Source organism: Sulfurimonas crateris, assembly GCF_005217605.1.
Classification (GTDB): domain Bacteria; phylum Campylobacterota; class Campylobacteria; order Campylobacterales; family Sulfurimonadaceae; genus Sulfurimonas; species Sulfurimonas crateris.
On the sequence record NZ_SZPX01000002.1, the window covers coordinates 24,786 to 47,296 of the forward strand.

The following is a 22,511-nucleotide window of genomic DNA, read 5'->3' on the forward strand; positions in this document are numbered from 1 at the left end:
TATTAACTCTCTTTTTTGTACTCTAGTTCTCCGGCTACGGACTCTTTTTCGTTGATTATCTTCTCAATCTGAGCCTTTACCTTGTCGTATCTGTACTGCTCTTTAAAGCCGATTATGCGACCCCCTGCCGCATTAGGATGTCCGCCTCCGCCTGTCCACTCTTTTGAGATAAGTGCGACGTTTACAGTGTTATTGGCTCTTATGCTCAGAGTTCCCCTAAAGCTTACATCTACAATAAAGTCATACTCAGGATATGCAAGTAAAAAACCGTTTCCGATTATAGATGTGTTTCCGACACCGTAACTAAGATATCCTCTGTAGCCTTTGTAGTAAATGGTCTTCTCATCTCTAGCTTTGCCCAGTAGTTCAACTATATACTCGGTTGCAAGATTATCAAGTGTGTTGTCATGATCTTTTTTAAAAAACTCTTTTTTTATTTTATGGATGTTTTCATCAAGGACTATAGGAGCATTCTCTTCGTTAATATACTTTACGGCTTCAAGCAGCAAAGAGAGCTTGTAGTTGTTGTCATCTTGTGCAAACATCACTTTGTTAAGCTCTCTCATCTCTGAGACAAGACGCATACAGACCTTTCCATACTCAAAGTTCTCATTTTCTTCCATCTTCCAGAGATCAACGGCATTTACTATATTTACAAACTTCTCCATCCAAGCGGGCTCGTTTAGTTCAAAATGCTCTTTTGCGTAGTCATAAGTTATCTTTGTAGCGCATCTTGAAGTATCTAAATAGTACCACTCATACTTGTTTGCACTCTCTTCTCCGCTTCCGTGGTGGTCAAGAAGCAGCAGGGTTATCTTTTTGTTTTTTTCGTTTAGTTTTTCAACTTCACTGTTTAGCCACTTTGCCTCATCCGCGTTTAGATTAAGATCTGTAATAAGTATAGAAGCCTCTTTGTTATCTTTTTTAATATTTTGCAGCATCAACTCTAGCGTCTGTTTTACCTCTGCTCCGTAGTTCGCGTTGTAGTTAAAAAGCGTATATGGTGTCTCTTTCATTACCAGCTGGCAGCTGTAACCGTCAAGGTCCGTATGTGATAGGTGGTGCATTATTTTGTTATTCATTATTCTCTTTCTTATTTTTATTTGATGTTATGCATTAAAACGAACGCGTTCGTACTAGGCTATATATTATTTATCCTGTTCTTTTATTGAGATCGATCCCATTACTTCAAATGTAGCACTTGAGTCTATCTCTGCATGTGAGAGTGTTACCACGTCAAGCGAGAACCTCTCAAATATCTCTGCAACGCCGCGGCGAAGTTGAGGATCGACTATAACTACGACAGGAGAGACCCCTTTTTGAAGCAGTTCTGCCGCCTTGGCACTCGTTGCTTGGATAAGAGCATTTATCTCGCCGACGTTTAGCATTAGATTTCTTGTGCCGTCTCGCTCCTGAGACTTCTCAAGCATCAACTGCTCTGAGGGGGTATCAAATGTAAGAAGTCTTATTACTCCGTCTTCGCCTGAGTACATCTTTGTAATGATGCGTGAGAGTTTTGCGCGTACCTGCTCGGTGATGACGTCCACATTTTTGGTAAACTCGGCTACATCTGCAATGGTCTCAAGGATCGTGAGCATATCTTTAAGAGGTACTTTCTCATGCAGAAGAGCTTTGAGAACTCTTTGGATAAGCCCGATAGAAGCGACCTTGGTAACATCATCCACAATAATAGGAAAGTCGTTCTTGATCTTATTGATGAGAGTCTGAACCTCTTGACGGGTCAATAGGTCCTCAGCATTTTTCTTTATCAGCTCACTCATATGAGTCGAGATAACCGTAGCAGGATCAACGACGGTGTATCCGTTGATGATTGCATCCTCTTTTAACTCAGGCGCGATCCAAAGAGCTTCAAGACCAAATGCAGGCTCTTTTGTTCTCTCCCCATTGATCTCTCCCGTTGCCATCCCGCTGTCCATTGCCAAGAATTTATCAGGCATAATAGTGCCCTCGCCGATAGGTATCCCTTTGAGGAGTATTTGGTACTGCTGTGGCTGGAGGTGAAGATTGTCTCTTATGCGCACCTGAGGCATTAAAAAGCCAAAGTCTGATGCTATCTTTCTTCTCATCGAGCGGATTCTCTCTAAGAGATCGCCGCCTTGGGCACTATCTGCAAGACGAATAAGCTGATAACCGAGCGTGAGCTCTAGCATCTCTACTTTTAGTATATCTTCAAGAGCGCTCTCCTCCTCTTTAGCTATCTCTTCGTTAGATTTTGCAGGGCGCATAGCCTTCTGTTTTGCTTCTTGCTCTTTTGTCTTTGAGAGAATGTTATTTACATCAAGAATACTTAGCTCGCCTTTTTCATATTTGTAGATAGACCAGCCAAGAAGAGCAAACAAAATACCGACAAAGCCCATAGATGCAGTTGGAAGCCCTGGTACCAGAGCAAAAAGGATCATAATGAAACCTACAATCATCATGATCTTTGCATTGCCTGTGATCTGATTGATAGCGCCCTCTGCAAAGTTGTCTCCCTCTCCGGAAGAGCGGGTTATCATGATACCTGTCGCTGTTGAGATTATAAGAGCGGGTATCTGTCCGACAAGACCGTCACCGATCGTTAGAAGGGTAAATGTTGTAGCACTGTCGCCGACTGTCATATCGTGTTGAAAGACACCTATTAAAAAGCCGCCGATTATATTGATAAGAGTGATGATTATACCGGCAACCGCGTCACCTTTTACGAATTTAGACGAACCGTCCATTGCTCCGTAAAAGTTTGCATCTTGGAGTATCTCTGCTCTTCTTCTCTTTGCCTCTGCATCGTCGATAAGTCCTGCATTTAGGTCGGCATCGACTGCCATCTGCTTACCCGGCATCGAATCGAGTGTAAAACGTGCAGCAACCTCTGCAACCCTTGTTGAACCCTTTGTAATAACCATAAAGTTTATAAGAACAAGGATCGAGAAGACGACGATACCGATAACATAGTTTCCGCCGACAACAAAATTTCCAAAGCTGTTAATAATACTGCTTACTTCATCAGGACCTTCATGCCCGTGGCTTAGGATCATTCTGGTGGTCGCAATATTAAGAGCGAGCCTAAAGAGCGTAAGTATTAAAATAAGTGTCGGAAAAGTGGTCAGGTCGGTCGGTTTTGGAACATAGAGCGATATAAGCAGAATAAGTACCGCAAGAGCCATAGATATAGTAAGTAAAACGTCCAGTATGGAAGATGGCAGAGGAACAATGATTATAGCAAGTATTGCCATAACGAAAACTACTACACTTAGATCTTTTTGACCAAGTAAAAAGTTTAAGGTAGTGCCGATCTGCTGCCTAGTAGTTAATTTTTTTGCCAATTTTTTACTCTAATACGTCTGCTAAAGTCAAGTCTGCTAAAAAAGAGTCTATCTTACCTTGTAATTTATTTAAAAAAGGCCATATTGAACATAGAGAGCCTTTGTCTAGTGGGCAACTCTCAAGAGACGGTGCGCAATCAAAAACTTTAGGCGCTTTGCCTTCAACTGCAGACATGATCTGCAACATACTTATATCTTTTGGCTCACGAGCAAGAGCAAAACCGCCGTTTACGCCTTTATATGACTTTAAAAGACCCTGCTTAGCCATAGATTGCAGGATTTTAGCTAAAAAACTTTTTGGAATAGAGAGCTGGCTTGATAGTGTTTCGCTGTCCATTGGAGTGGAAGCTTTTGTCAAAACGATTAGGGAGAGTATCGCATACTCACTAGCACGGGTTATTAACATAATGATTACTTTAATTAGATTTTTTAAATTATATCAAAAGAAGTTGAAATAAAAGAATAAATTAGATATCATTTCACTTCAACTTTATACACTGAATTTGTGTGGACTGTTAGATTATATACCTTTTGGAGGCCATTATGGCTTTAGATTCGGCTAAAAAACAAGAAATTGTTGCAAAATACGGTCGTGGTGAGAATGACACTGGTTCAAGTGAAGTTCAAATCGCATTATTAACAACTAGAATCAGTGAACTTACTGAGCACTTAAAAGTGTTCAAAAAAGATCACGCATCAAGACTTGGTCTTTTAAAATTAGTAGGACAGCGTCGCCGTCTTATGAAATACTTTAAAAGAAAAGATAAAGATGCTTATCTTAAACTTGTAGCAGATTTAGGTATTCGCGACAATATCTAAATACCAAAACGAAGCTTTTTTGCTTCGTTTTTTCTTCTTTTGATTTTTTACTATTCTGTTTCCACTCTACAAATATCATAATCAACACCATTAAAAAAATCCTTCATCATTACGTCAAGCACCAAAGAAATTTTATATAAATGCTCTAAATTGAAATGTTTTTTGTTGTGGTAAATTTCTGCAACAGAAATTAATCCTACTGATTTTAGCCCAATAGCAAGAGCTAAATCTAACTGAGTCATCCCTTTTGCTTTTCTTATACGCATTACATTTGCACCAATAGTTCGATAAAGTGTATCTATATCTTCCTGATTTGCTATTTTGTGCATAAACTACCTATAGTTAAAGTTGATGTAAGTGTAATATCAATACAATCTAACATCAACTAACTATGGTTAGTTAGATTCAACATTAGGATAAAAAATGAAAAAAATAGCGTTGGCGGTATTGCTTGCGAGTGGTTTGATTGCTGCGGATAGTGGAAATTATATTGGTATTGACATTGGAAATACTAAGTTTGATATGAAAGCTTCTGCTGCTGGAGTTAGCGCAGAAGAGAGTGATGATGGCGGTTCCGCAACTTTCAAGCTTGGATACTATTATGATAAAAATAGCCGTGCATTTATTAGCTATCAAAATATTAATGTAGATGGCGGAGATGCATATTATGCCGGTATTGGTTACGACTATTTAATCGGCGATAATGATATCAAGCCATTTGTTGGTGGTTTTGTAGGGTATGGTTCAGCGGAAGTTGATGATCTAGCAGATTTAGATATTTCAGGAGTTGTGTACGGTGCGCAAGCTGGTGTAAACTATGCTATAAATGAAAATTTTTCAGTTGAAGCTGGTTATCGTTATATGAAGTCAAATATGGAAGATACAATAACAGTGAGTGGTGTTGATGTTAAACTTGAGATTGACCCAATTTCAAACTGGTTTGTTGGTGTAAACTATAAATTTTAGTTTTTAATTCTCCTGTTGCCATGCCCTCTTAAGCATGGCAAATTCGCTATAAAAAAATCTCAACCGCTCTTTTTAAAAGGGAGAAATTCTCCAAACTCTCTCTTTCCCTAGTTAATCAATTAAAAATTTACATTTTATCTACAAGAATTTGTATTTCACTTCTGAGTGGAATAAGTTTGTTTTGTATAATATCCCAAATTTCATCTGCGTCAATACCAAAATAGTCATGTGCGATTATATTTCGAAAGTCTTTTATCTTTTGCCAAGGTATGTGCTGATGAGTTTTTTTAAATGATTCATCCAGACGAGTAATTGTTTCACCAATGACTACAAGTTGCATCATAGAAGCATCGAAACTTTTTTGATCATTGTAAAAATCATCAGCATTTAAAAACTCTTGTGAATAGTTTTGAATTTTATCAATTGATTCTATTAACGACAAAAGATCAAATTTAATTTTAGACATAGATTGCATCTTTTAAGATAAACTCTTTTGCGTAGGGCTTTAGATACTTTTCTCTTGCTAGATCGACACTGCGATCGAAAGAATGAGATAAAAACTGTTTTAATGACTCTTTTGTGTCATAAACATCTATCAGGTTATCGTCAAGCTCAATAAGCAGATCCACATCACTGCCATCCGTCTGTTCATCTCTTGCAAAAGATCCAAAGAGAGCTATTTTTGTGATGTGAAATGTCTTGCAAATGTATGCTCTGTTTTTTTGCAAAAATGTAATGATTTCATTTTTTGTTTTCATAAAAAGTATTATAGCACGAACTGAAAATTATAAAAATATCTCAACCGCTCTTTTTAAATCCTCCTCGGTATCTATCCCAAAGCCCGTGCTTGTTACTTTAACCATGCTTATCTTTTTTTGATGGTAGATTGCGCGAAGCTGTTCTAGTTTTTCTATATCTTCAATAGGCGCATCATTAAGATCACAAAACTCTTTTAGGCTCTTTTTGCTAAAACCGTATATCCCTATATGACCGAAGTACTGCGCTTCTCCGCTTCTATTATATGGGATTGGGGAGCGTGAGAAGTAGATGGCATTGTCTTGGTCGTCTAACACCACTTTTACCAAGTTGGCATCTTGTGCAGATTCGCTGTTTATAGAGTTGTAGCAGCTTGCCATGATAAACTCTTCGCCCTTTTGCTTCAGCTCCTCTAATCTTTTAATAAGCTTTTCGACAACATCCGCCTCAATAAAAGGCTCATCTGCTTGAACGTTTATAATAAGCTCATCATCATCTACCTTTAGAATATTTGCACACTCATTTATACGGTCGGTTCCGCTTTTGTGAGTTGTTGATGTAAGCATCGCCTCAACACCGTGGGCTCTGCATGTTGAGATGATCAGCTCATCATCAGCCGCAACGACGACTCTGCCCAGATGTGCAACTCTTTGAGCAGTTCGCACTACCATCGGAACTCCGCCGATGTCTGCTAAGACTTTTTGTGGAAATCTGCTTGAAGCAAGCCTTGCCGGAATAATTATCATTTAAAGCCTTTAATAATATAATGGCAAAATTATATCCAAAAATGAACTTTTAGGAATTGCATATATGCTTCTTTATCAGCCGCAAGAGGGCTACTGCTACAACAGCGACTCAATCTTTTTATATGACTTTGTAAATCATTTTAAACCTAGAGGAAAGATTTTAGATGTTGGAGCAGGGTGCGGTGTTGTGGGACTTTTGGTCGCACGAGATAACGAGAAAGTTGAACTTGAAGCCGTTGAGAAGCAGGATGTTTTTGCAGAGTATGCCTCTATTAATGCGAGAGTTAACAAGATAGATTACAGACTCCACAAGAGTGATTTTTTAGAGTTGGATGAAGATGTTAAGTATGACTTTATCATCTCAAATCCCCCCTTTTATCATGAGGGTGTGACAAAGAGTGAAAATGAGATGTTATTTAATGCACGCTATAATGTCAACTTACCGTTAGATAGATTTTTCAAAAAGGTCTCAAGACTCTTAAAACCGAGGTCTCATTTTATTTTCTGTTATGATGCTTCGCAGTTTGGACTTATCTGCGCGGAGCTTACAAAAACAAATATGAGAGCGGTTGATGTACGTTTTGTTCATCCTAAAAGTGATAGGGCGGCATCTCTTGTGATGATACATGCCAGAAACGGCTCAAAGTCACTTATGAAAATTTGGGCGCCCTTTATCAGTTTTGACGGGGAAGAGTTTTCACAAGAGGCTCAAAATATATATAAAAAAGCACGGACACAAAGTATAAAATGTCAAATATAATTAAAAAAGACGGATACGACTACATTTTTGATGCCTCTGCATGCAGCTCATGTCAGGCGAGATGCTGCACTGGAGAGAGCGGATATATCCATGTGAGTGCCTCGGAGATAGAGAGTATTGCCGACCTATTAGGATTAGAAACCCAAGCGTTTAGCGAAAAATATCTTTTTAAACACGGATACAGATACTCCATAAAAGAGAGAAAAATTGGCGAGAGTTACGAGTGCGCTTTTTATGACAGAGAATCAAACGGATGCGCTATTTATGAAGCAAGACCGCAGCAGTGCAGAACTTTTCCTTTTTGGGACTACTTTAAAACAAGAGTCGATGAGTTGAAACTAGAGTGCCCAGGAGTTATTGATGCATAGTCTTACTAGATTTTCTCTTCTTATTGGGGTACTTATTTTTATTCTCGGGTGCTCCTCTAAAGATATAGAGGTAAAAGGGCATCAGAAAGTCTTTGAGTATGAGGATCTTTACATACTAAATGCTCTCTGGTTTGAAGAGAGGCAGGATTACAAGAACTCATCAGATATATTTAATACTCTCTACTTAAAAACAGGCAAAAAAGAGTACCTATACCGCTCCCTAAGAGATGAGTTGGCTGCAAATGAGAACGAACGCGTCATAAGCAGAGCAGACGATGCTTTAGGGGATGAGATAGATGATTTTGAGCTTATAAGGATAAAAATAGTAGCCCTTATGAGAGCAGATAGACTCTTGGAAGCAAAAGAGCTTGGTCTAGAGCTTGTTGCAAAGTCAAACAGTGTTGATGACTATCTGCTTGTAAGTGAGATATATGTAAAACTAAAACAGTTTGACACCGCGGTGAAGTATCTAGAGGGCGCATATATTAAAAACTATAACGAGAAGATACTTGAGAAGATGGCAGTCATCTTGTATGTAAATCTGGAGAGAAAAAAAGATGCGATCGCACAGCTTGAGACTCACTCAAGAATACATGGATGTACAAAGCTAATCTGCTCAAAGCTTATCGGTTTTTACAGCAACGACAACAATGTCGATGGTCTTTTATCGACATACTTAAGACTTTACAAGATAGATTCAAGCAGAGATATAGGTGAAAAAATAGTCCAGATATACGGCTATAAAAAAGATTACAAAAAGATGGTCGAGTTTTTGGAGCAGAGCAGCATCAACAAGGAACTGCTTCTTCAGCTCTACATAAAGATGAAAAATTATAAAAAAGCGGTCGGTATTGCAAAAGAGCTATACGATGAGAGCGGTGATGCCTCTTATCTTGGACAGAGTGCAATATTTGAGTATGAGAGCGCTGAGGATAAGAGCGATACAGCGATGCATAAAAGCGTTATCTCCAAACTAAAAGAGGTAATAGAGACAAAAAGAGAGGGCATGTACCTTAACTATCTCGGTTATCTTTTGATAGATCACGGAATTAATGTAAAAAAAGGGATAGCGTATGTGAAAGAGGCGCTTAAGATAGAGCCAAACTCTATCTACTATCTTGATTCACTTGCTTGGGGATACTATAAACTCGGAGATTGTAAAAGAGCTGCAAAGATCATGAAAAAAGTTGCAAATATGGACGGCAGCAGCAACAGCGAGGTTGTTGAACATATTGAAGCTATAAAAAAATGCAATAAAAAACAAAAGGGTACAAAGTAGAATGATTTTAGACGAGATAATAAAAAAAACAAGAGAAGATGTAATAAAAAGAGAGAAGGAGTTTTCACTTGACTGGCTTGGACGCTCACTTGCCTTTAATGCAAGAGCGCCGAGAGATGTTTTTCCATACTTGAGAGCTACGGATGAGGATCCATACAGAATAATCGCAGAGGTAAAAAAAGCCTCTCCTTCAAAAGGTGTGATCCGTGAAGATTTTGATCCCATAGCGATCGCACAGAGCTATGAGAGAGGAGGGGCAAGCGCTATCTCTGTTCTTACCGAACCTCACTTTTTTCAAGGAAATCTGGACTATTTGGGGCAGATAAGAAGATATGTAGGGATTCCGCTACTTAGAAAAGATTTCATAGTAACAAAATATCAGATACTCGAAGCAATGGTTCACGGTGCAGATTTTATTCTTCTTATTGCCGCGGCTCTTAGCAAAGGCGAGCTTAAAGAGCTTCTTGGATATACAAGACATCTGGGCATGGAGGCACTTGTTGAGGTACATGACAAGAGCGATTTGGTAAAAGCGATCTATGCTGGGAGCGATATTATCGGGATAAATCACAGAAATCTTCAAACTTTTGAGATGAATATGCAACTCTCCTACGAGCTTATTCCGATGATACCAAACGGCAAGATAATCGTTGCAGAGAGCGGTATTTATGAGCATGGACAGCTTGAAGATCTCTCTAAAGCGGGAGTCGATGCCTTTTTGGTAGGTGAGTCTCTGATGAGAGAAGCTGATGAGGAAGCAGCGCTTAGAAAACTGAAATACGGAAAAAATAAAAACGCCTAAAAAGAGGCGAATGCCTCGCACACGCTTAGAAAATTGAAGTTTGGCTAAGCCAAGAGCAAGAGAAGAGTCTCTTCTCTTATGACAATAGTGCCTTTGCGCACTCATTAATTCTTTTGCCGTCAGCCTTGCCTGATAGCTCTTTAGATGCCGCCCCCATCACTTTTCCAATATCCTTGATAGTTTCAGCGCCTACTTTTGCGATTATATCTTTTATCGCTTTGCTTAGCTCATCATCGCTAAGTTGTGCAGGCAGATACTCTTTGTAACAAGCAATCTCATCAAGCTCTTTTTGCATCAGATCGTCGCGCCCTGCATCTCTGTACTGCGTTGCCGCATCATCTCTTCTTTTGACCTGTGATTGAATTATTTTAATAACGTCATCATCGTTAAGCTCTTTTCTCTCATCGACCTCTATCTGCTTAAAAGCACTTGTCAAAAGTCTTAGAGCATCTCTTTTTTTGTTATCTTTTGCTTTCATAGCATCTTTGACATCTTGATTTATCTTATCTCTTAAATTCACGATTTTCCTTTTATGTGGAACTATTATTGCTAGAATTATAACTAATAAAACAGAAGCAAAAGAGAAAAATTGAAAAAAACTATTTTAATGGTGCTGATGCCGATTTATGCTATACTATTTTTTTCCGGTTGTACGGCAAATTTGACGGATCCTGAGATAGACTTTGAGCCTCCTGCTTATGTAGAGCAGATGCCATCACGCGAAGACAAGAAGGATTTTGCTTCGGTTGGCAGTATTTTTGGTCAGGGCGAAAACCCACTTTTTACAGACCACAAAGCTATGCACGTAAATGATGTAGTAACGGTTATAATATCTGAAAATGCTCAGAGTTCAAGTACAGGTTCAAAACAGCTCAGTGAAGATGATACGATGGGCTTGGGTGGCGGTCTCTTTAGTGCAGGCGGCACAAACTCTGCGGTAAATTCGGCAGTAAACAAACTAAACGGCTTAAGCAACGTAGGATTTACAGGCAGTTCAAGCAGTGCCTATGCGGGTCAGGGAAGTGCATCAAGAGATGCATCGTTTACTACGACAATTTCTGCTAGAATTGTAAAAGTGCTTGAAAACGGAAACTATTTTATATCCGGCAAGAGAGAGATTTTGGTAGATGATCAGAAGCAGATCATACAGATAGGCGGCGTAATTCGCCCTTATGATATTGATCAATACAACAGAATAGAGTCTTCACAGATAAGTGATGCCAAGATTCTTTATAAGACAGAGGGAGATGTTGACCGTGCGACAAAACAGGGCTGGGGTACAAAAATTATTCAGGCTGTCTGGCCGTTTTAGTCTACTTATTGCGCTGAGTTTTTCACTCACCTTTGCCCAGCAGAGTTTTAAAGATTTTAAAAAGTCTCAAACAGACTCCTTTAAAGAGTATAAAGATGAGAGGGACAGGGCTTTTAGCAACTACTTAAAACAGGAGTGGAAAGCCTACGCACTTGAGGAGATGAAGCCTCTTTACGAGAAGCAAAAACCCCTAACGATCGAGCCCGCAAAACAGACTCAGATCAAGCCTGTCGGACCAAAGATAAACATACAGATAGAAGAAAAAAAAGAGGTTAAAGAGGATCTGCCACCACCTCAAAAAGAGCCTGCTAAATCTTTGCCTACACAAAAAGTGCAAAAAGATATATCATTTGATTTTTACGGTAAAAATTTGGAGTTTGATATTTCAGACGGTATAAAAAGAGCAACTTTTTACCCTACAAATCAGACAGGAATTGCCAACTTTTTCGATAGTGTTGCTTCAAGTGAGTATGCAGATCTGGTTTTAGATATACAAAGAGTCTCAAAATACATGAACTTAAATGATTGGGGTATCTACCTTTTAGTCTCGAAAATATCTCACAGCATATATGAGAACAGAGACAACTCTAAGCTTCTTAGTTGGTTTTTACTAAACAAATTGGGATACGCCGTAAAAATCGGTTTGGACGACAGACACGTAGTTTTGATGCACTACTCGACAAAAACGATCTACGCTGCGCCTAGCTTTAATTTCGATAGCAAAAAATATTATGTTTTTTTAGGTAACTCCAAAGATAGCATAGGAAGAGTTTTTTCTTACAAGCAGGATTATCCGAATGCCACAAAGCCGCTTGATCTCTCAATGGATGAGCTCCCGATTTTGGGAAGTGATTTTGATAATAAACTTCTGAGCTTTGAGCACTTTAGCAATAGGTATGAGATTGCGTTCTCTTACAATAAAAATCTTATAGAGTTTATGTCAACATATCCACAAGCTGATTATGAGACCTTTTTTAACGCCCCTATTGACAAGAGGACATACAGAGAGCTGGCGATATCCATCAAAAAATATATTGACGGCAAAAAAGCGAGCGAAGCTATGAACTTTGTGCTTACTTTTGTACAGAAATCGTTTAAATATGAGCAGGATAATCAGCAATTCGGAAAAGAGAAGGTGATGTTCGCGCAGGAGACGCTTTTTTACGACAGGTCAGACTGTGAAGACAGGGCGGTTCTCTTTTCATATCTTATGAGAGAGCTTTTCGGAGTTAGCGCACTCGGTGTAAAGTATGAGGATCATATGGCGACAGCACTATATATCCCGCTTGATGGAGAGAAGATAAGAGCAGGTTCAAAAGAGTATGTTATAGCAGATCCGACATATATAAACTCAACTATCGGCACGGGAATGCCAAAATACAGATCCGTGAAGCCTCAAAGCTATATACTTCTAAAGAGCAACTAATAATGCAGGATATAAATAGAGACTCATTAACATCCCTTCCAAGCAGATTTGCTTTAATCGAGCATCTTGAATCTTTGGAACACGCCAATGTTTTTTTAATAGATGTGGATAATTTCAGTAATATAAACAGTGCGTACGGATTTGAGATAGGTGATAGAGCACTTGTCGAGATAGCAAGACTAATTGATATTGCAAAGCCGCTCTCTTCAACTCTTTTCAGGTTAAACTCTGATGAATTTGTACTTGTATGTACGGAGATGATGAGTTCAAAAAAGTTATCAGAACTTGCAAGCTCTTTGATATCCTTTTTCGACCAGACAGAAGTTTTGGCTCTTGATGATGATACAGATATAAAAATATCTATAAGTATAGGCATTGCAATAGGCAGAGAGAGTGGAATTTTAAGTCATGCAAGAACTGCTATAAAAGAGCTAAGAGAGCATAAAAGAGCATCGTATAAAATATATGACCCGCACTCTGTTTTTATAAAAAAACAGCAGGAGAACATCTACTGGATACATAAGATCAAAGAGGCTTTTGAGAATGAGCAGTTAGTTACCTATTATCAGCCTATAATAAATAACAAGACGAAAAGAGTAGAGAAGTATGAGTGTCTGATAAGAATAAGAAATAACGGGACAATCACTCCCCCGATAAGGTTTATGGAAGCTTCAAGGCTTACGGGAACACTCACGCTTCTTACAAAGTGCGTAATAGAGCAGAGCTTTAAAAAGTTTAGCACTACCGAGTATGAGTTCTCCATAAACATTACAAGTACGGATCTGCATCTTAACTATCTGGAGGAGTATCTCTTAAAGTGTGCCAAAAAGTACGGCATCAATCCATCAAAGGTCACTTTAGAGATGCTTGAAGATATAAGTACTATTAATACTCCAGAGATTCTTACTCAGCTAAACTCTCTTAGATATCACGGTTTTAAGATCTCAATAGATGACTTTGGAAGCCAGAGCTCAAACTTTTCAAGACTTCTTGAGTTCTCACCGGACTATCTTAAAATAGACGGCTCTTTTATAAAAAATATTTTAAATGATAAAAACAGTTTGGTAATAGTCGAGGCGGTAGTTCTGCTTTGTAAAAAGAGCAATATTAAGGTTATAGCCGAGTTTGTACATAGCGCAGAGGTTCAAGCCAAAGTAGAAGAGCTTGGAGTCGATTACTCACAAGGTTACTATTTCAGTGAACCTAAAGAGGAGCTGGAGTAATACTCTTGGCTCTTTTTACCGCCTCATCAAATGAGTCAAGTATGTTTCCCTCCTCAAGTAAATTGGTGATCTCATATTTTTTTAAATCTTGCAGTACATCGCTGTTTACACCTGAGAGAAGCACTATGACATCTGACTTTTGCAGTGTTTTTAGCATCTCCTCAAAATTATGAAGCGCAGTTGAGTCTACAAAAGGAACATGGCGCATACGGATGATGAGTATCTTGCTCTTAAGCCCTATCTCTTTTATCACTCCCGAGTACTGTTTTGCAGAGGCAAAAAATAGCGGACCGCTTATCTCGTAGATAGAGACGCCCTCAGGCAAATCAGAGTAATCTTCAAGCAGATCGCTGTCAACATGGCATGGAGTCTTTATGCCGATATCCGCCATTCTCTTCATAAACAGAAGTGAGGAGAGAACAACGCCGATCTGTATCGCCACGGTCAGATCCACAAACACTGTAAGTAAAAATGTACTAAGCAGGACTATAATATCAAAAGGAGAGCCTTTTAAGATCGAGATAAAAGAGCGCCACTCGCTCATATTATAAGCAACCACGATCAAGATCCCCGCCAGACATGCCATCGGAATAAGCTTCGCATAACTTGCAAAAACAAGCATAATAAGCAGAAGGGTCATAGCGTGTACAATTCCCGCAATTGGAGTTCTTCCGCCATTTTTCACGTTTGTAGCAGTTCTCGCGATCGCCCCCGTTGCCGCAATGCCGCCAAATATAGGAGTGAGAATATTCGCCATCCCTTGAGCTATCAGCTCCGTGTTTGAGCGGTGGTTACCGCTTATCATACCATCAGCAACAACGGCAGAGAGAAGTGACTCTACACCTCCAAGCAGAGCTATTGTAAGAGCGGGAGCGATATAGATATAGAGGTTTTCCATCTCGATATTAGGCAGTGAGAAAGTAAAAGTGTTTGGTATCTCTCCGAAGAATGACTCAATGGTAGTTACCGGAATATTTGCTGCTTGAACGATAAAAGTGATGAAAAGTATGGCAACAAAAGAGCCCGGAACTCTGGCAGTTATCTTTTTAAAATAGATAGTTATTAAAATTGTCACAGTTGTAATTGCGAGTGCATAGAGGTTTGTCTCATCTACTTGAGAAAAATAGGCAACCCACTTCTCAAAGAACTCCGATGGCATTTTCTCAATACCCAGCCCCAATGCATCTTTTATCTGCGTTGAGAATATAATGACGGCAATACCGCTTGTAAAGCCTACAATCAGCGGATGCGGAAAGTATTTTAAAAGATTGCCCAGACGTAAAAGCCCAAAGAGTATGAGGATGACTCCCGCCATCATAGTAGAGATGATAAGCCCGTCAATTCCATACTCTTGAACTATAGCATATATGATTACTATAAATGCTCCCGTAGGGCCGCCGATCTGAACTCTGCTGCCGCCAAAAAAAGAGATGATAAAGCCGGCAATAATTGCAGTGATCAGACCTTTTTCAGGAGAGACGCCTGAAGCTACGGCAAATGCGATTGAGAGAGGAAGTGCAACTATACCGACAACAATGCCGGCAAAGATGTCAGAGATAAGCTGATCTTTGCTTATCCCAGATTTTAGAAGTGTAAAAAGCTTAGGTTCAAAAACTTTGTTCATTTAGTTTTTCAGTGAATTTAACTGCTCTAAAACTTTTTGCTGTTTATCTTGTGCATCTGCTAGAAGCTCTCTGTTCTTTGCAAGAACATCTTCAGGTGCATTTGCTACAAAGCGTTCATTATTTAGCATACCGCTGAGTTTATCGATCTCTTTTTGTAGCTTCTCATCCTGTTTTGAAAGACGGCTGATAATAGGTGCAAGGTCAATTGAATCAGTTGGAATAAATGTCTCACATTTTTGCGAGATGTCACTTACGGAGTTTTCTACTTTAGATTCAGTGAACTCTATAACATCTACTTTGGCAAGTTTGAGTATAAAAGGCTTCATCAGCTCTTGCTCTTCTTGTGAGATGCCATCAATCTTGACAAATGCTTTTGCTATCTTCTGATTTGCGAGATCTACCAAGACTTTTGCACGTCTGATGGAGATGATAACATCCATTATCACCTCAAATCTAGCCTCGTCTTTTAGACGTCTCTTCGTCTTATACGGATACTTCATAACCATAACAGACTCAGAGCTATCCAGGCTTGTTGCAGAGAGTTCATGGTAGAGATACTCTGTGATGAACGGCATAAACGGATGCAGAAGCTTCATAGACTCTTTAAAGATAGCGCCAAGTTCAACAATTGAGCTTTTGTCAGCTTTGCTAAGTTCAATTCCCCAGTCGCAGAACTCGTTCCATATAAAGCGGTAAACAGCAGTTGCAGCGTCGTTAAATCTGTACTCATCCATAGATGAGCGAACTTCTTGCGTAGCGACATTAAGGCGTGAGACCATATATCTTCCAAGCGGAGTCTCGATGCAAAAACCTTTTATATCAGGAAAAGTATCTACATTCATCTGCAGAAATTTCGCAGCATTGTAGAGCTTGTTCGTAAAGTTACGGTTCTGTTCGAGCTTATCCGTACTCATTCGTATGTCACGACCTTGTGCCGCACTGATGGCAAGAGTGAAGCGCAGAATATCGGCGCTGTACTTCTCTACCATATCAAGCGGGTCGATAACATTGCCTTTTGATTTGCTCATCTTCTGACCGTTCTCGTCGCGTACAAGTGCGTGAAGGTAGATGTGGTTAAACGGAAGATTGCCCATAAAATTCTCACCCATCATCATCATTCTAGCAACCCAGAAAAAGAGTATGTCAAAGCCCGTAATAAGAAGCGAGTTCGGGTAGAACTCTTTTAGGTCGTCTGATTGGAAGAGTTTGTCCATCTCAACGTCGCCATTCCCCCAGCCAAGCGTTGAGAACGGCCATAGAGCTGAGCTGAACCAAGTGTCAAGAACATCAGGGTCTTGATGAATGTTTTTTGAAGCACACTTTGGACACTCATGCTCTTCGTCTTTTAAACTTGCCCACTCATGGTCGCAGTCGTTGCAGTAAAAAACAGGGATCTGATGTCCCCACCAGAGCTGACGGGAGATACACCAGTCTCTTAGATCACCCATCCACGAGTTGTATGAGTTTATCCAGTGAGGCGGAAAGAATTTTGCTTCGCCGCTGTTTGTTTTTTCTATAGACTTCTTTGCAACTTCGCTTCTTACAAACCACTGTTTTGAGATGTATGGTTCAACGATGTTTTTACATCTGTAGCAGTGTCCTACTTGATGTTTGTGATCTTCTATCTTTACGACAAAGCCTTCAGCTTCTAGTTTTTTAACGATTATATCGCGGGCTTTAAGACGCTCTAAGCCTGCAAACTCTCCGGCGTACTCGTTTAAAATACCCTTCTCATCAAATACGGTAATAAACTCTAAGTCGTGTCTTTTACCAACTTCGTAGTCGTTTTGGTCGTGCGCGGGAGTTACCTTGACCACGCCTGTTCCAAACTCCATATCTACATGCTCATCCGCAATGATCGCGACTTCTCTGTTAGTTAGAGGAAGTCTTATCTTCTTGCCTATGATATCTTTGTACCTTGCATCATCCGGATGTACCATAACCGCTGTATCGCCGAAGTATGTCTCAGGTCTAGTGGTCGCAACTTCAACAAAACCGCTGCCGTCTGCAAAAGGGTACTTAATATGGTAAAACTTGCCCTCATGCTCTTCATGCTCAACCTCTATGTCGCTAAGCGCGCCGTCATGCGTACACCAGTTTACCATGTAGTTTCCGCGAACGATAAGTCCTTGGTTGTAGAGATGAACAAACGCCTCTTTTACTGACTTTTGAAGTCCCTCATCCATTGTAAAGCGCTCACGTTTCCAAGCTGGAGAGACTCCCATTTTGCGCAGTTGCGAGGTCATAACTCCCGCAGACTCCTCTTTCCACGCCCACGCACGCTCTAAAAACGCCTCTCTGCCGATCTCCTCTTTTGTAGTGCCTTGTGCTAGAAGCTGTTTCTCGACCACGTTTTGCGTTGCGATCCCCGCATGGTCGGTTCCAGGCTGCCAAAGAGTTTTGTATCCGTCCATTCTTTTGTAGCGGGTGATAATATCTTGAAGTGTAAACGTAAGGGCATGACCTATGTGAAGACGACCTGTGACATTTGGAGGAGGCATCATGATGGAGAAATTTTTTCCCTCTTCTTGAATGGCTCTGTTGCCATCTACCTCAAAGTAGCCTCTCTCTTCCCAAATTTTGTAAAATTCATCTTCCGTAATGCTCGGTTCATAGCTCTTTGCTGACATGTTTTTGACCTTAAATCGTTTTTCGCGATTATATCCAAAAAGATGTGAGGCTTTGCTTATTTGAGTTTTATTTGTTCTTGTGCAAACACTACACAATAGAAGCTCTATTTTAAAAAGTTGAAGCTTATAATAGTATAATTTCACTCTTAATTTTAGAGGAGTTTTTTTGCCACTTTCGCGTTTAAATCAGCAACAGTACCTCGCTGCAACATCAAAAAACAGCCAAAATCTCATCATAGCTTCTGCAGGAACGGGCAAGACATCTACAATTGTCGGCAGAATCGCTTATCTTTTGGATTCGGGCGTAAAGCCTCAAGAGATTTTACTTCTAACATTTACAAATAAAGCCGCGGCAGAGATGGTTCAGCGCGTTGGGGATTTTTTCGGCAAAGATGTAGCTTCAAAGATAGATGCGGGGACATTTCATGCGGTGAGTTACAGATGGCTTAAAAAAGAGGATAAAAAAGTTGTCCTCAAACAGCAAAGAGAGTTAAAAACGCTCTTTAGAAGTGTCTATGAAAAGCGCTCTTTTGGTCATATTGGAGCGGAGATAATGCCTTATGGCGGAAACTATCTCTATGATGTCTACTCTTTTTACCAAAACACGGAACTTGTAGATAATTTTGAGGAGTGGGTCAGAAACAGATACCCTGAACATGAGCTTTTTGCGATGATATATGCGGATATTGTCGATGAGTTCGAGGGTTTAAAAAAAGAGTACGGCTTTGTAAACTTCAATGACCTGCTTTTAAACTTCAGAGAGATGTGCAAGAGTAAAGATCTGGGTTACAAAGAGGTGCTTGTAGATGAGTATCAGGACACAAACGCGCTTCAGGGCACGCTTATAGATGCGATGAGTCCGCCATCACTCTTTTGTGTCGGGGATTACGACCAGAGCATCTACGCTTTTAACGGAGCGGACATTTCGATAATAGGGACATTTTCAAAAAAATTTCCGAGCGCACAAGTGCATACTTTGACAAAAAATTACCGCTCGACCGTGCCGATCCTCTCACTTGCTACAAAAGTAATAGAGCATAATGAGCGGATTTACCCTAAAAAACTTGAAGTTACACGCGGACACACTTCGCAGCCTCCGACACTTCTGGCTTACGATGAGCTGTTTGAGCAGTATCATGATATTGCCAGAAAAATAAGTGCCACGCAGACACCGCAGGAAGAGATAGCCGTTATTTTTAGAAACAACTCCTCGGCTGACGGCATAGAGGTCGGACTTCGTGAGCTTGGCATCTCGTGTAAGCGAAAAGGGGGAACAAGCTTTTTTGATTCACGTGAGGTTAAAGCGGTTTTAGATTTCTATACTTTGCTTGTAAATGAGTCTGATATGATGGCATTTATCCATCTCTTTGAGTTTGCAAGAGGTATTGGAAGTGCGATGGCAAAAGAGCTCTACATTGCTCTTAAGACACTTGGACACGGGAGTATATTTTACGGGCTTTATGCACCTGATGAATCAAACAAGAACCCCTTTGAGAAGAGAAAACTGAACCATCAGCTCGGCCTTTTTGATGATTTTTTAGAGCTTGGCAGTGTTGGTAAATTTGCAAAGCTTGGATTTGAAGATAAATTTATGCGCAATCCCATTTTAAAACATCCAAAACTTACAAAAGAGAACGCAACTTTTTTGCATGATTTTTACCTGCTGTTTCGAGATCTAAAGGGTGTTAAACAGCCGCGTACCATCGTAAAAAAGATTGCTGAGTCTGCAATTTACAAATATATAGCCGAATTTCTGGCAAGTAGAAGAGCGCAGCTTAAAGACGGCACTATTGATGAGAAGCAAAAGGCGGATGCACTCTCTAAGATAGCCAGAAAAATGGTTTTGCTAGAGGAGCTCTCAAAGCCATACAGCGAACATGAGAGATTTTTAAATGCAATGATACTAGGTTCATCAGATCTGACACAGGGTGAGGGTGTAAACCTGCTTAGCGTGCACGCTTCAAAAGGGCTGGAGTATAAAGAGGTCTATATAGTTGATTTGATGGACGGACGCTTTCCAAACCGTAAACTTATGCAGCGCGGAGGCTCACTGGATGAGGAGAGAAGACTCTTTTATGTAGCAGTAACGCGCGCAAAAGATATACTCTACCTTAGCTACGCAAAATATGACAAGATCAAAAAACTAAACTTCCTGCCATCACAGTTTTTGTACGAAGCCGGATTGGTTCCAAAGGATGAGGCTTTTAGGGCCATGGTCTTAAAAGAGGAGGGCAAAGAGGAGTAGTCTTGGCTTTTAGATGAAGTTTTTGTCATTATATATGACAACCTGATTGCGTCCGTTCTCTTTTGCCATGTATAGTGCCTTATCTGCGCATCTGTATATTTCGTTAACATTGTGCAGTGTATCTGGTTCAATGACAATAACTCCCATTGAGATAGTTAGATAATCGCTCACCTGATTTTTTTCATGCTTTACTTTTTCATTTTCAATGCGCTCTTTTATACTGTTTGCAAAAGAGAGAGCTTCTGAATGACTCATACCGATACACAGTATTCCAAACTCTTCGCCTCCGAGTCTAAAAGCCATATCTCCGGCTCTTTTAAGAGAGGCTCTCAGGTTTTTTGCCACAATCTTTATAACAATGTCCCCTGCTTGATGTCCATAAGTGTCGTTGTACTGTTTAAAAAAATCAATATCTAAAATAATAAAAACAAGCGGCTGTTTTGTTCTGCTCTGTATCTTTAGGTTATCTTCAAAAACTTTGTCAAAGTGTCGTCTGTTATACAGAGAGGACATAGAGTCGGTAATTGTCAATTTTTGTATATTTTTTATATATTTTCTGTTTTTACAATAAAATATCCCGTTTATATATCCGATAAATAAGATAGATAAAACCCCCGCCAATATTACGTAGTTAGAGACTTCTTTTGTCTCATTTAGCCTGTTGTTTAGACTTTTCTCCAAGTAAATTACGTTTGCATCGTAAAGAGCGATTATGAGATTGATGTTTTTAGTGATCAGATCAAAAATGCCATCCGGTTCAAGAGCTACACTACCGGTACCCAAGAGATTTATTTTAGTAAATTCAATAATAGCTTTTTGAGCTTTTCTCATCTTTAGATGATGCTCTTTTATATCAATATTTTGATCTGTTTTGTAGAGCATATCCAGATTGAACTCCAGCTTTTTTAGTACCTCTTCTATCTTGTTTAGCTGTATAGCAAAATACTCTTTTTGGTACTCTGTAAGTTCTCCGTCTTTTGTACTTGCCGCAATTGCTCTTATCTGTCCGTTGTATTCGATAAGCCGTGGAAGAAGATATACAACATTCTCTATCATTACATAAGAGTCCATTTTAGGGTCTAATATAAGATTACATCCGTAAGAGATACGGTTGGAGTAGCTCATAAACTCCTCAATCAATTTGGAAAAATAGTCAAAACTGGCGAACACTAAAGTACTTTTATTTATAGAGTCTGTAAAATTTAATAGTTCCGATTTTAAAAAGTCATTTTTATTATGAGCGCTAATACCTTCTCTTAGGGATACGAGATTTTTTGAGATTTTCTCTTTAGTAAGTTCGAGTTCTTGAAGTAAGTTTGTTGAAGGCTCTTGTATACACGTCAGACCTCTTGCTCTTTGAAGGTTAAAAACCGTATTTTGCACCTCTTTTATAGTTGATAAACCTCTTATTTCATCAATTATAAATTCTAAATCTTTTTGAAGGTGTAAAAAAGCGTAGGAGAATATGACAATAATACCTATTATAGGCATTATAGTAATCAAGATGAAGTATTTAAAATTTTCTTTTGTTTTGTCATGGTCTATATTTTTCATAATGTTGTTCCCATTTAAGATATAACAACTTTTAATCATTCTACTTTTATTTTTCTAAAAAGTATAATTTTAAATAAAGTAGAGAAAAATTGTTAATAAAAATTTTATATTTGAGTTCATAAATTATAGTATAATGAAAAAAAAAGGAGAGTGCAATGAAAATTTTAATATCGTCAGTGTTAGCCCTATTTCTACTTGGTTGTAGCGGTGAGAACAAACAAGAGACAAAAGAGGTGATAGCCGAGAAGAAAGAGAGCGTAGCTCAGAGTGCTGAAGAAGTAAAAGAGGAAGTCGCCACAAAAGTTGAAGAGGTAAAAGAAGCGGTTGTTGAAACAGCCGAGCAAGTAAAAGAGGAAGTTACTACAAAGGTTGAAGAGGCTAAGGAAGTGGTAACAGCTAAGGTAGAAGAGGCAGAGACGGCAATAGCCGAAGCTCAGGTTGACGGAGCAAAACTTTACCAAGTGTGTGCTGGATGTCACGGTGCAGACGGCTCAAAAGCAGCATTAGGAAAATCTCAGATCATTCAGGGCTGGGATGCTAAAAAAACAGCAGATGCACTTAATGGGTACAAAGCAGGAACGTACGGCGGGGCTATGAAAGGTATCATGGTAGGGCAGGTCTCCAAGCTTGGAGATGCTGAGATACAAGCCCTCTCAGAGCATATTTCTAAACTCTAG

22 protein-coding genes are annotated in these 22,511 nt (G+C 39.5%); 11 read left to right on the forward strand and 11 right to left on the reverse strand.

Going from position 1 to position 22,511, the window contains the following annotated elements; genetic code table 11:
• Positions 1-2 precede the first annotated feature (2 nt).
• The 3 genes from FCU45_RS02750 to FCU45_RS02760 all read right to left on the reverse strand — a co-directional run bounded on the left by FCU45_RS02750 (position 3) and on the right by FCU45_RS02760 (position 3,729).
• A complete protein-coding gene (locus FCU45_RS02750) occupies positions 3-1,082 on the reverse strand; it encodes a DHH family phosphoesterase (protein ID WP_137012057.1) in 1,080 nt (359 codons plus the stop codon).
• A gap of 66 nt (positions 1,083-1,148) precedes the next feature.
• On the reverse strand, positions 1,149-3,233 hold the full coding sequence (gene flhA / locus FCU45_RS02755) for a flagellar biosynthesis protein FlhA (protein WP_246032236.1): 2,085 nt from the start codon (positions 3,231-3,233) through the stop codon (positions 1,149-1,151).
• A 94-nt stretch (positions 3,234-3,327) separates the two neighbouring features.
• Entirely contained in the window at positions 3,328-3,729 is a 402-nt protein-coding gene (locus FCU45_RS02760; protein WP_137012061.1) for an RrF2 family transcriptional regulator, read from the reverse strand.
• Between the two features lie 137 nt (positions 3,730-3,866).
• Here FCU45_RS02760 and rpsO point away from each other — a divergent pair, with 137 nt between their 5' ends.
• Positions 3,867-4,142: a 30S ribosomal protein S15 gene (gene rpsO / locus FCU45_RS02765; protein WP_137012063.1), complete on the forward strand. Its 276-nt coding sequence runs from the start codon at positions 3,867-3,869 to the stop codon at positions 4,140-4,142.
• A gap of 50 nt (positions 4,143-4,192) precedes the next feature.
• On the opposite strand, the gene FCU45_RS02770 is transcribed toward rpsO, so the two are convergent.
• Entirely contained in the window at positions 4,193-4,471 is a 279-nt protein-coding gene (locus FCU45_RS02770) for a helix-turn-helix domain-containing protein (RefSeq protein WP_137012065.1), read from the reverse strand.
• 94 nt (positions 4,472-4,565) lie between these two features.
• Here FCU45_RS02770 and FCU45_RS02775 point away from each other — a divergent pair, with 94 nt between their 5' ends.
• Positions 4,566-5,108 (forward strand): outer membrane protein, encoded by a 543-nt coding sequence (locus tag FCU45_RS02775; RefSeq protein WP_137012067.1) that lies wholly within the window; start codon positions 4,566-4,568, stop codon positions 5,106-5,108.
• A 127-nt stretch (positions 5,109-5,235) separates the two neighbouring features.
• On the opposite strand, the gene FCU45_RS02780 is transcribed toward FCU45_RS02775, so the two are convergent.
• From FCU45_RS02780 to kdsB, 3 genes are read right to left on the reverse strand one after another with little or no spacing between them, the layout of a single operon-like run.
• Complete coding sequence (locus FCU45_RS02780) at positions 5,236-5,574, reverse strand: HepT-like ribonuclease domain-containing protein (protein ID WP_170175817.1); 339 nt, start codon at positions 5,572-5,574, stop codon at positions 5,236-5,238.
• Positions 5,567-5,866, reverse strand: a complete 300-nt coding sequence (locus tag FCU45_RS02785; RefSeq protein ID WP_137012071.1) for a nucleotidyltransferase family protein — start codon at positions 5,864-5,866, stop codon at positions 5,567-5,569. Before FCU45_RS02785 ends, FCU45_RS02780 begins: the two co-directional genes overlap by 8 nt.
• Before the next feature lie 27 nt (positions 5,867-5,893).
• Positions 5,894-6,610, reverse strand: a complete 717-nt coding sequence (gene kdsB / locus FCU45_RS02790) for a 3-deoxy-manno-octulosonate cytidylyltransferase (protein ID WP_137012073.1) — start codon at positions 6,608-6,610, stop codon at positions 5,894-5,896.
• Positions 6,611-6,674: 64 nt separating this feature from the next.
• Between kdsB and FCU45_RS02795 the strand changes: the two genes are divergently transcribed.
• Genes FCU45_RS02795 through trpC form a run of 4 tightly spaced genes read left to right on the forward strand, consistent with a single transcriptional unit; the run spans position 6,675 to position 9,819 of the window.
• Positions 6,675-7,370 (forward strand): tRNA1(Val) (adenine(37)-N6)-methyltransferase, encoded by a 696-nt coding sequence (locus tag FCU45_RS02795; protein WP_137012075.1) that lies wholly within the window; start codon positions 6,675-6,677, stop codon positions 7,368-7,370.
• The gene (locus tag FCU45_RS02800; RefSeq protein WP_137012077.1) at positions 7,358-7,738 is read left to right on the forward strand and encodes a YkgJ family cysteine cluster protein; all 381 of its coding nucleotides are present in this window, start codon (positions 7,358-7,360) and stop codon (positions 7,736-7,738) included. Before FCU45_RS02795 ends, FCU45_RS02800 begins: the two co-directional genes overlap by 13 nt.
• Complete coding sequence (locus tag FCU45_RS02805) at positions 7,731-9,017, forward strand: tetratricopeptide repeat protein (RefSeq protein WP_137012079.1); 1,287 nt, start codon at positions 7,731-7,733, stop codon at positions 9,015-9,017. Before FCU45_RS02800 ends, FCU45_RS02805 begins: the two co-directional genes overlap by 8 nt.
• A 1-nt stretch (position 9,018) precedes the next feature.
• On the forward strand, positions 9,019-9,819 hold the full coding sequence (gene trpC, locus FCU45_RS02810; RefSeq protein WP_137012081.1) for an indole-3-glycerol phosphate synthase TrpC: 801 nt from the start codon (positions 9,019-9,021) through the stop codon (positions 9,817-9,819).
• 76 nt (positions 9,820-9,895) lie between these two features.
• Here trpC and FCU45_RS02815 read toward each other — a convergent pair whose 3' ends face one another.
• Entirely contained in the window at positions 9,896-10,339 is a 444-nt protein-coding gene (locus FCU45_RS02815) for a GatB/YqeY domain-containing protein (protein ID WP_137012083.1), read from the reverse strand.
• An 87-nt stretch (positions 10,340-10,426) separates the two neighbouring features.
• Here FCU45_RS02815 and flgH point away from each other — a divergent pair, with 87 nt between their 5' ends.
• Genes flgH through FCU45_RS02830 form a run of 3 tightly spaced genes read left to right on the forward strand, consistent with a single transcriptional unit; the run spans position 10,427 to position 13,780 of the window.
• Positions 10,427-11,131 carry a flagellar basal body L-ring protein FlgH gene (gene flgH, locus FCU45_RS02820; RefSeq protein ID WP_188109188.1) on the forward strand — a complete coding sequence of 235 codons (705 nt, stop codon included), beginning with the start codon at positions 10,427-10,429 and terminating at the stop codon, positions 11,129-11,131.
• On the forward strand, positions 11,067-12,557 hold the full coding sequence (locus tag FCU45_RS02825; protein WP_246032221.1) for a hypothetical protein: 1,491 nt from the start codon (positions 11,067-11,069) through the stop codon (positions 12,555-12,557). The genes flgH and FCU45_RS02825 overlap by 65 nt, the downstream gene beginning before the upstream one ends.
• Before the next feature lie 2 nt (positions 12,558-12,559).
• Positions 12,560-13,780, forward strand: coding sequence for an EAL domain-containing protein (locus FCU45_RS02830; RefSeq protein ID WP_137012087.1), 1,221 nt, complete (start codon positions 12,560-12,562; stop codon positions 13,778-13,780).
• On the opposite strand, the gene FCU45_RS02835 is transcribed toward FCU45_RS02830, so the two are convergent.
• Entirely contained in the window at positions 13,761-15,404 is a 1,644-nt protein-coding gene (locus FCU45_RS02835; RefSeq protein ID WP_137012089.1) for a SulP family inorganic anion transporter, read from the reverse strand. The two genes, FCU45_RS02830 and FCU45_RS02835, sit on opposite strands and share 20 nt — an antisense overlap.
• A complete protein-coding gene (locus FCU45_RS02840; protein ID WP_137012091.1) occupies positions 15,405-18,035 on the reverse strand; it encodes a valine--tRNA ligase in 2,631 nt (876 codons plus the stop codon).
• A gap of 166 nt (positions 18,036-18,201) precedes the next feature.
• On the opposite strand from FCU45_RS02840, the gene FCU45_RS02845 reads away from it, so the two are divergent.
• Positions 18,202-20,280: an ATP-dependent helicase gene (locus FCU45_RS02845; protein WP_137012093.1), complete on the forward strand. Its 2,079-nt coding sequence runs from the start codon at positions 18,202-18,204 to the stop codon at positions 20,278-20,280.
• A gap of 9 nt (positions 20,281-20,289) precedes the next feature.
• On the opposite strand, the gene FCU45_RS02850 is transcribed toward FCU45_RS02845, so the two are convergent.
• A complete protein-coding gene (locus FCU45_RS02850) occupies positions 20,290-21,834 on the reverse strand; it encodes a GGDEF domain-containing protein (protein ID WP_170175818.1) in 1,545 nt (514 codons plus the stop codon).
• Positions 21,835-21,989: 155 nt separating this feature from the next.
• Between FCU45_RS02850 and FCU45_RS11850 the strand changes: the two genes are divergently transcribed.
• Positions 21,990-22,511 (forward strand): c-type cytochrome, encoded by a 522-nt coding sequence (locus FCU45_RS11850; RefSeq protein ID WP_137012097.1) that lies wholly within the window; start codon positions 21,990-21,992, stop codon positions 22,509-22,511.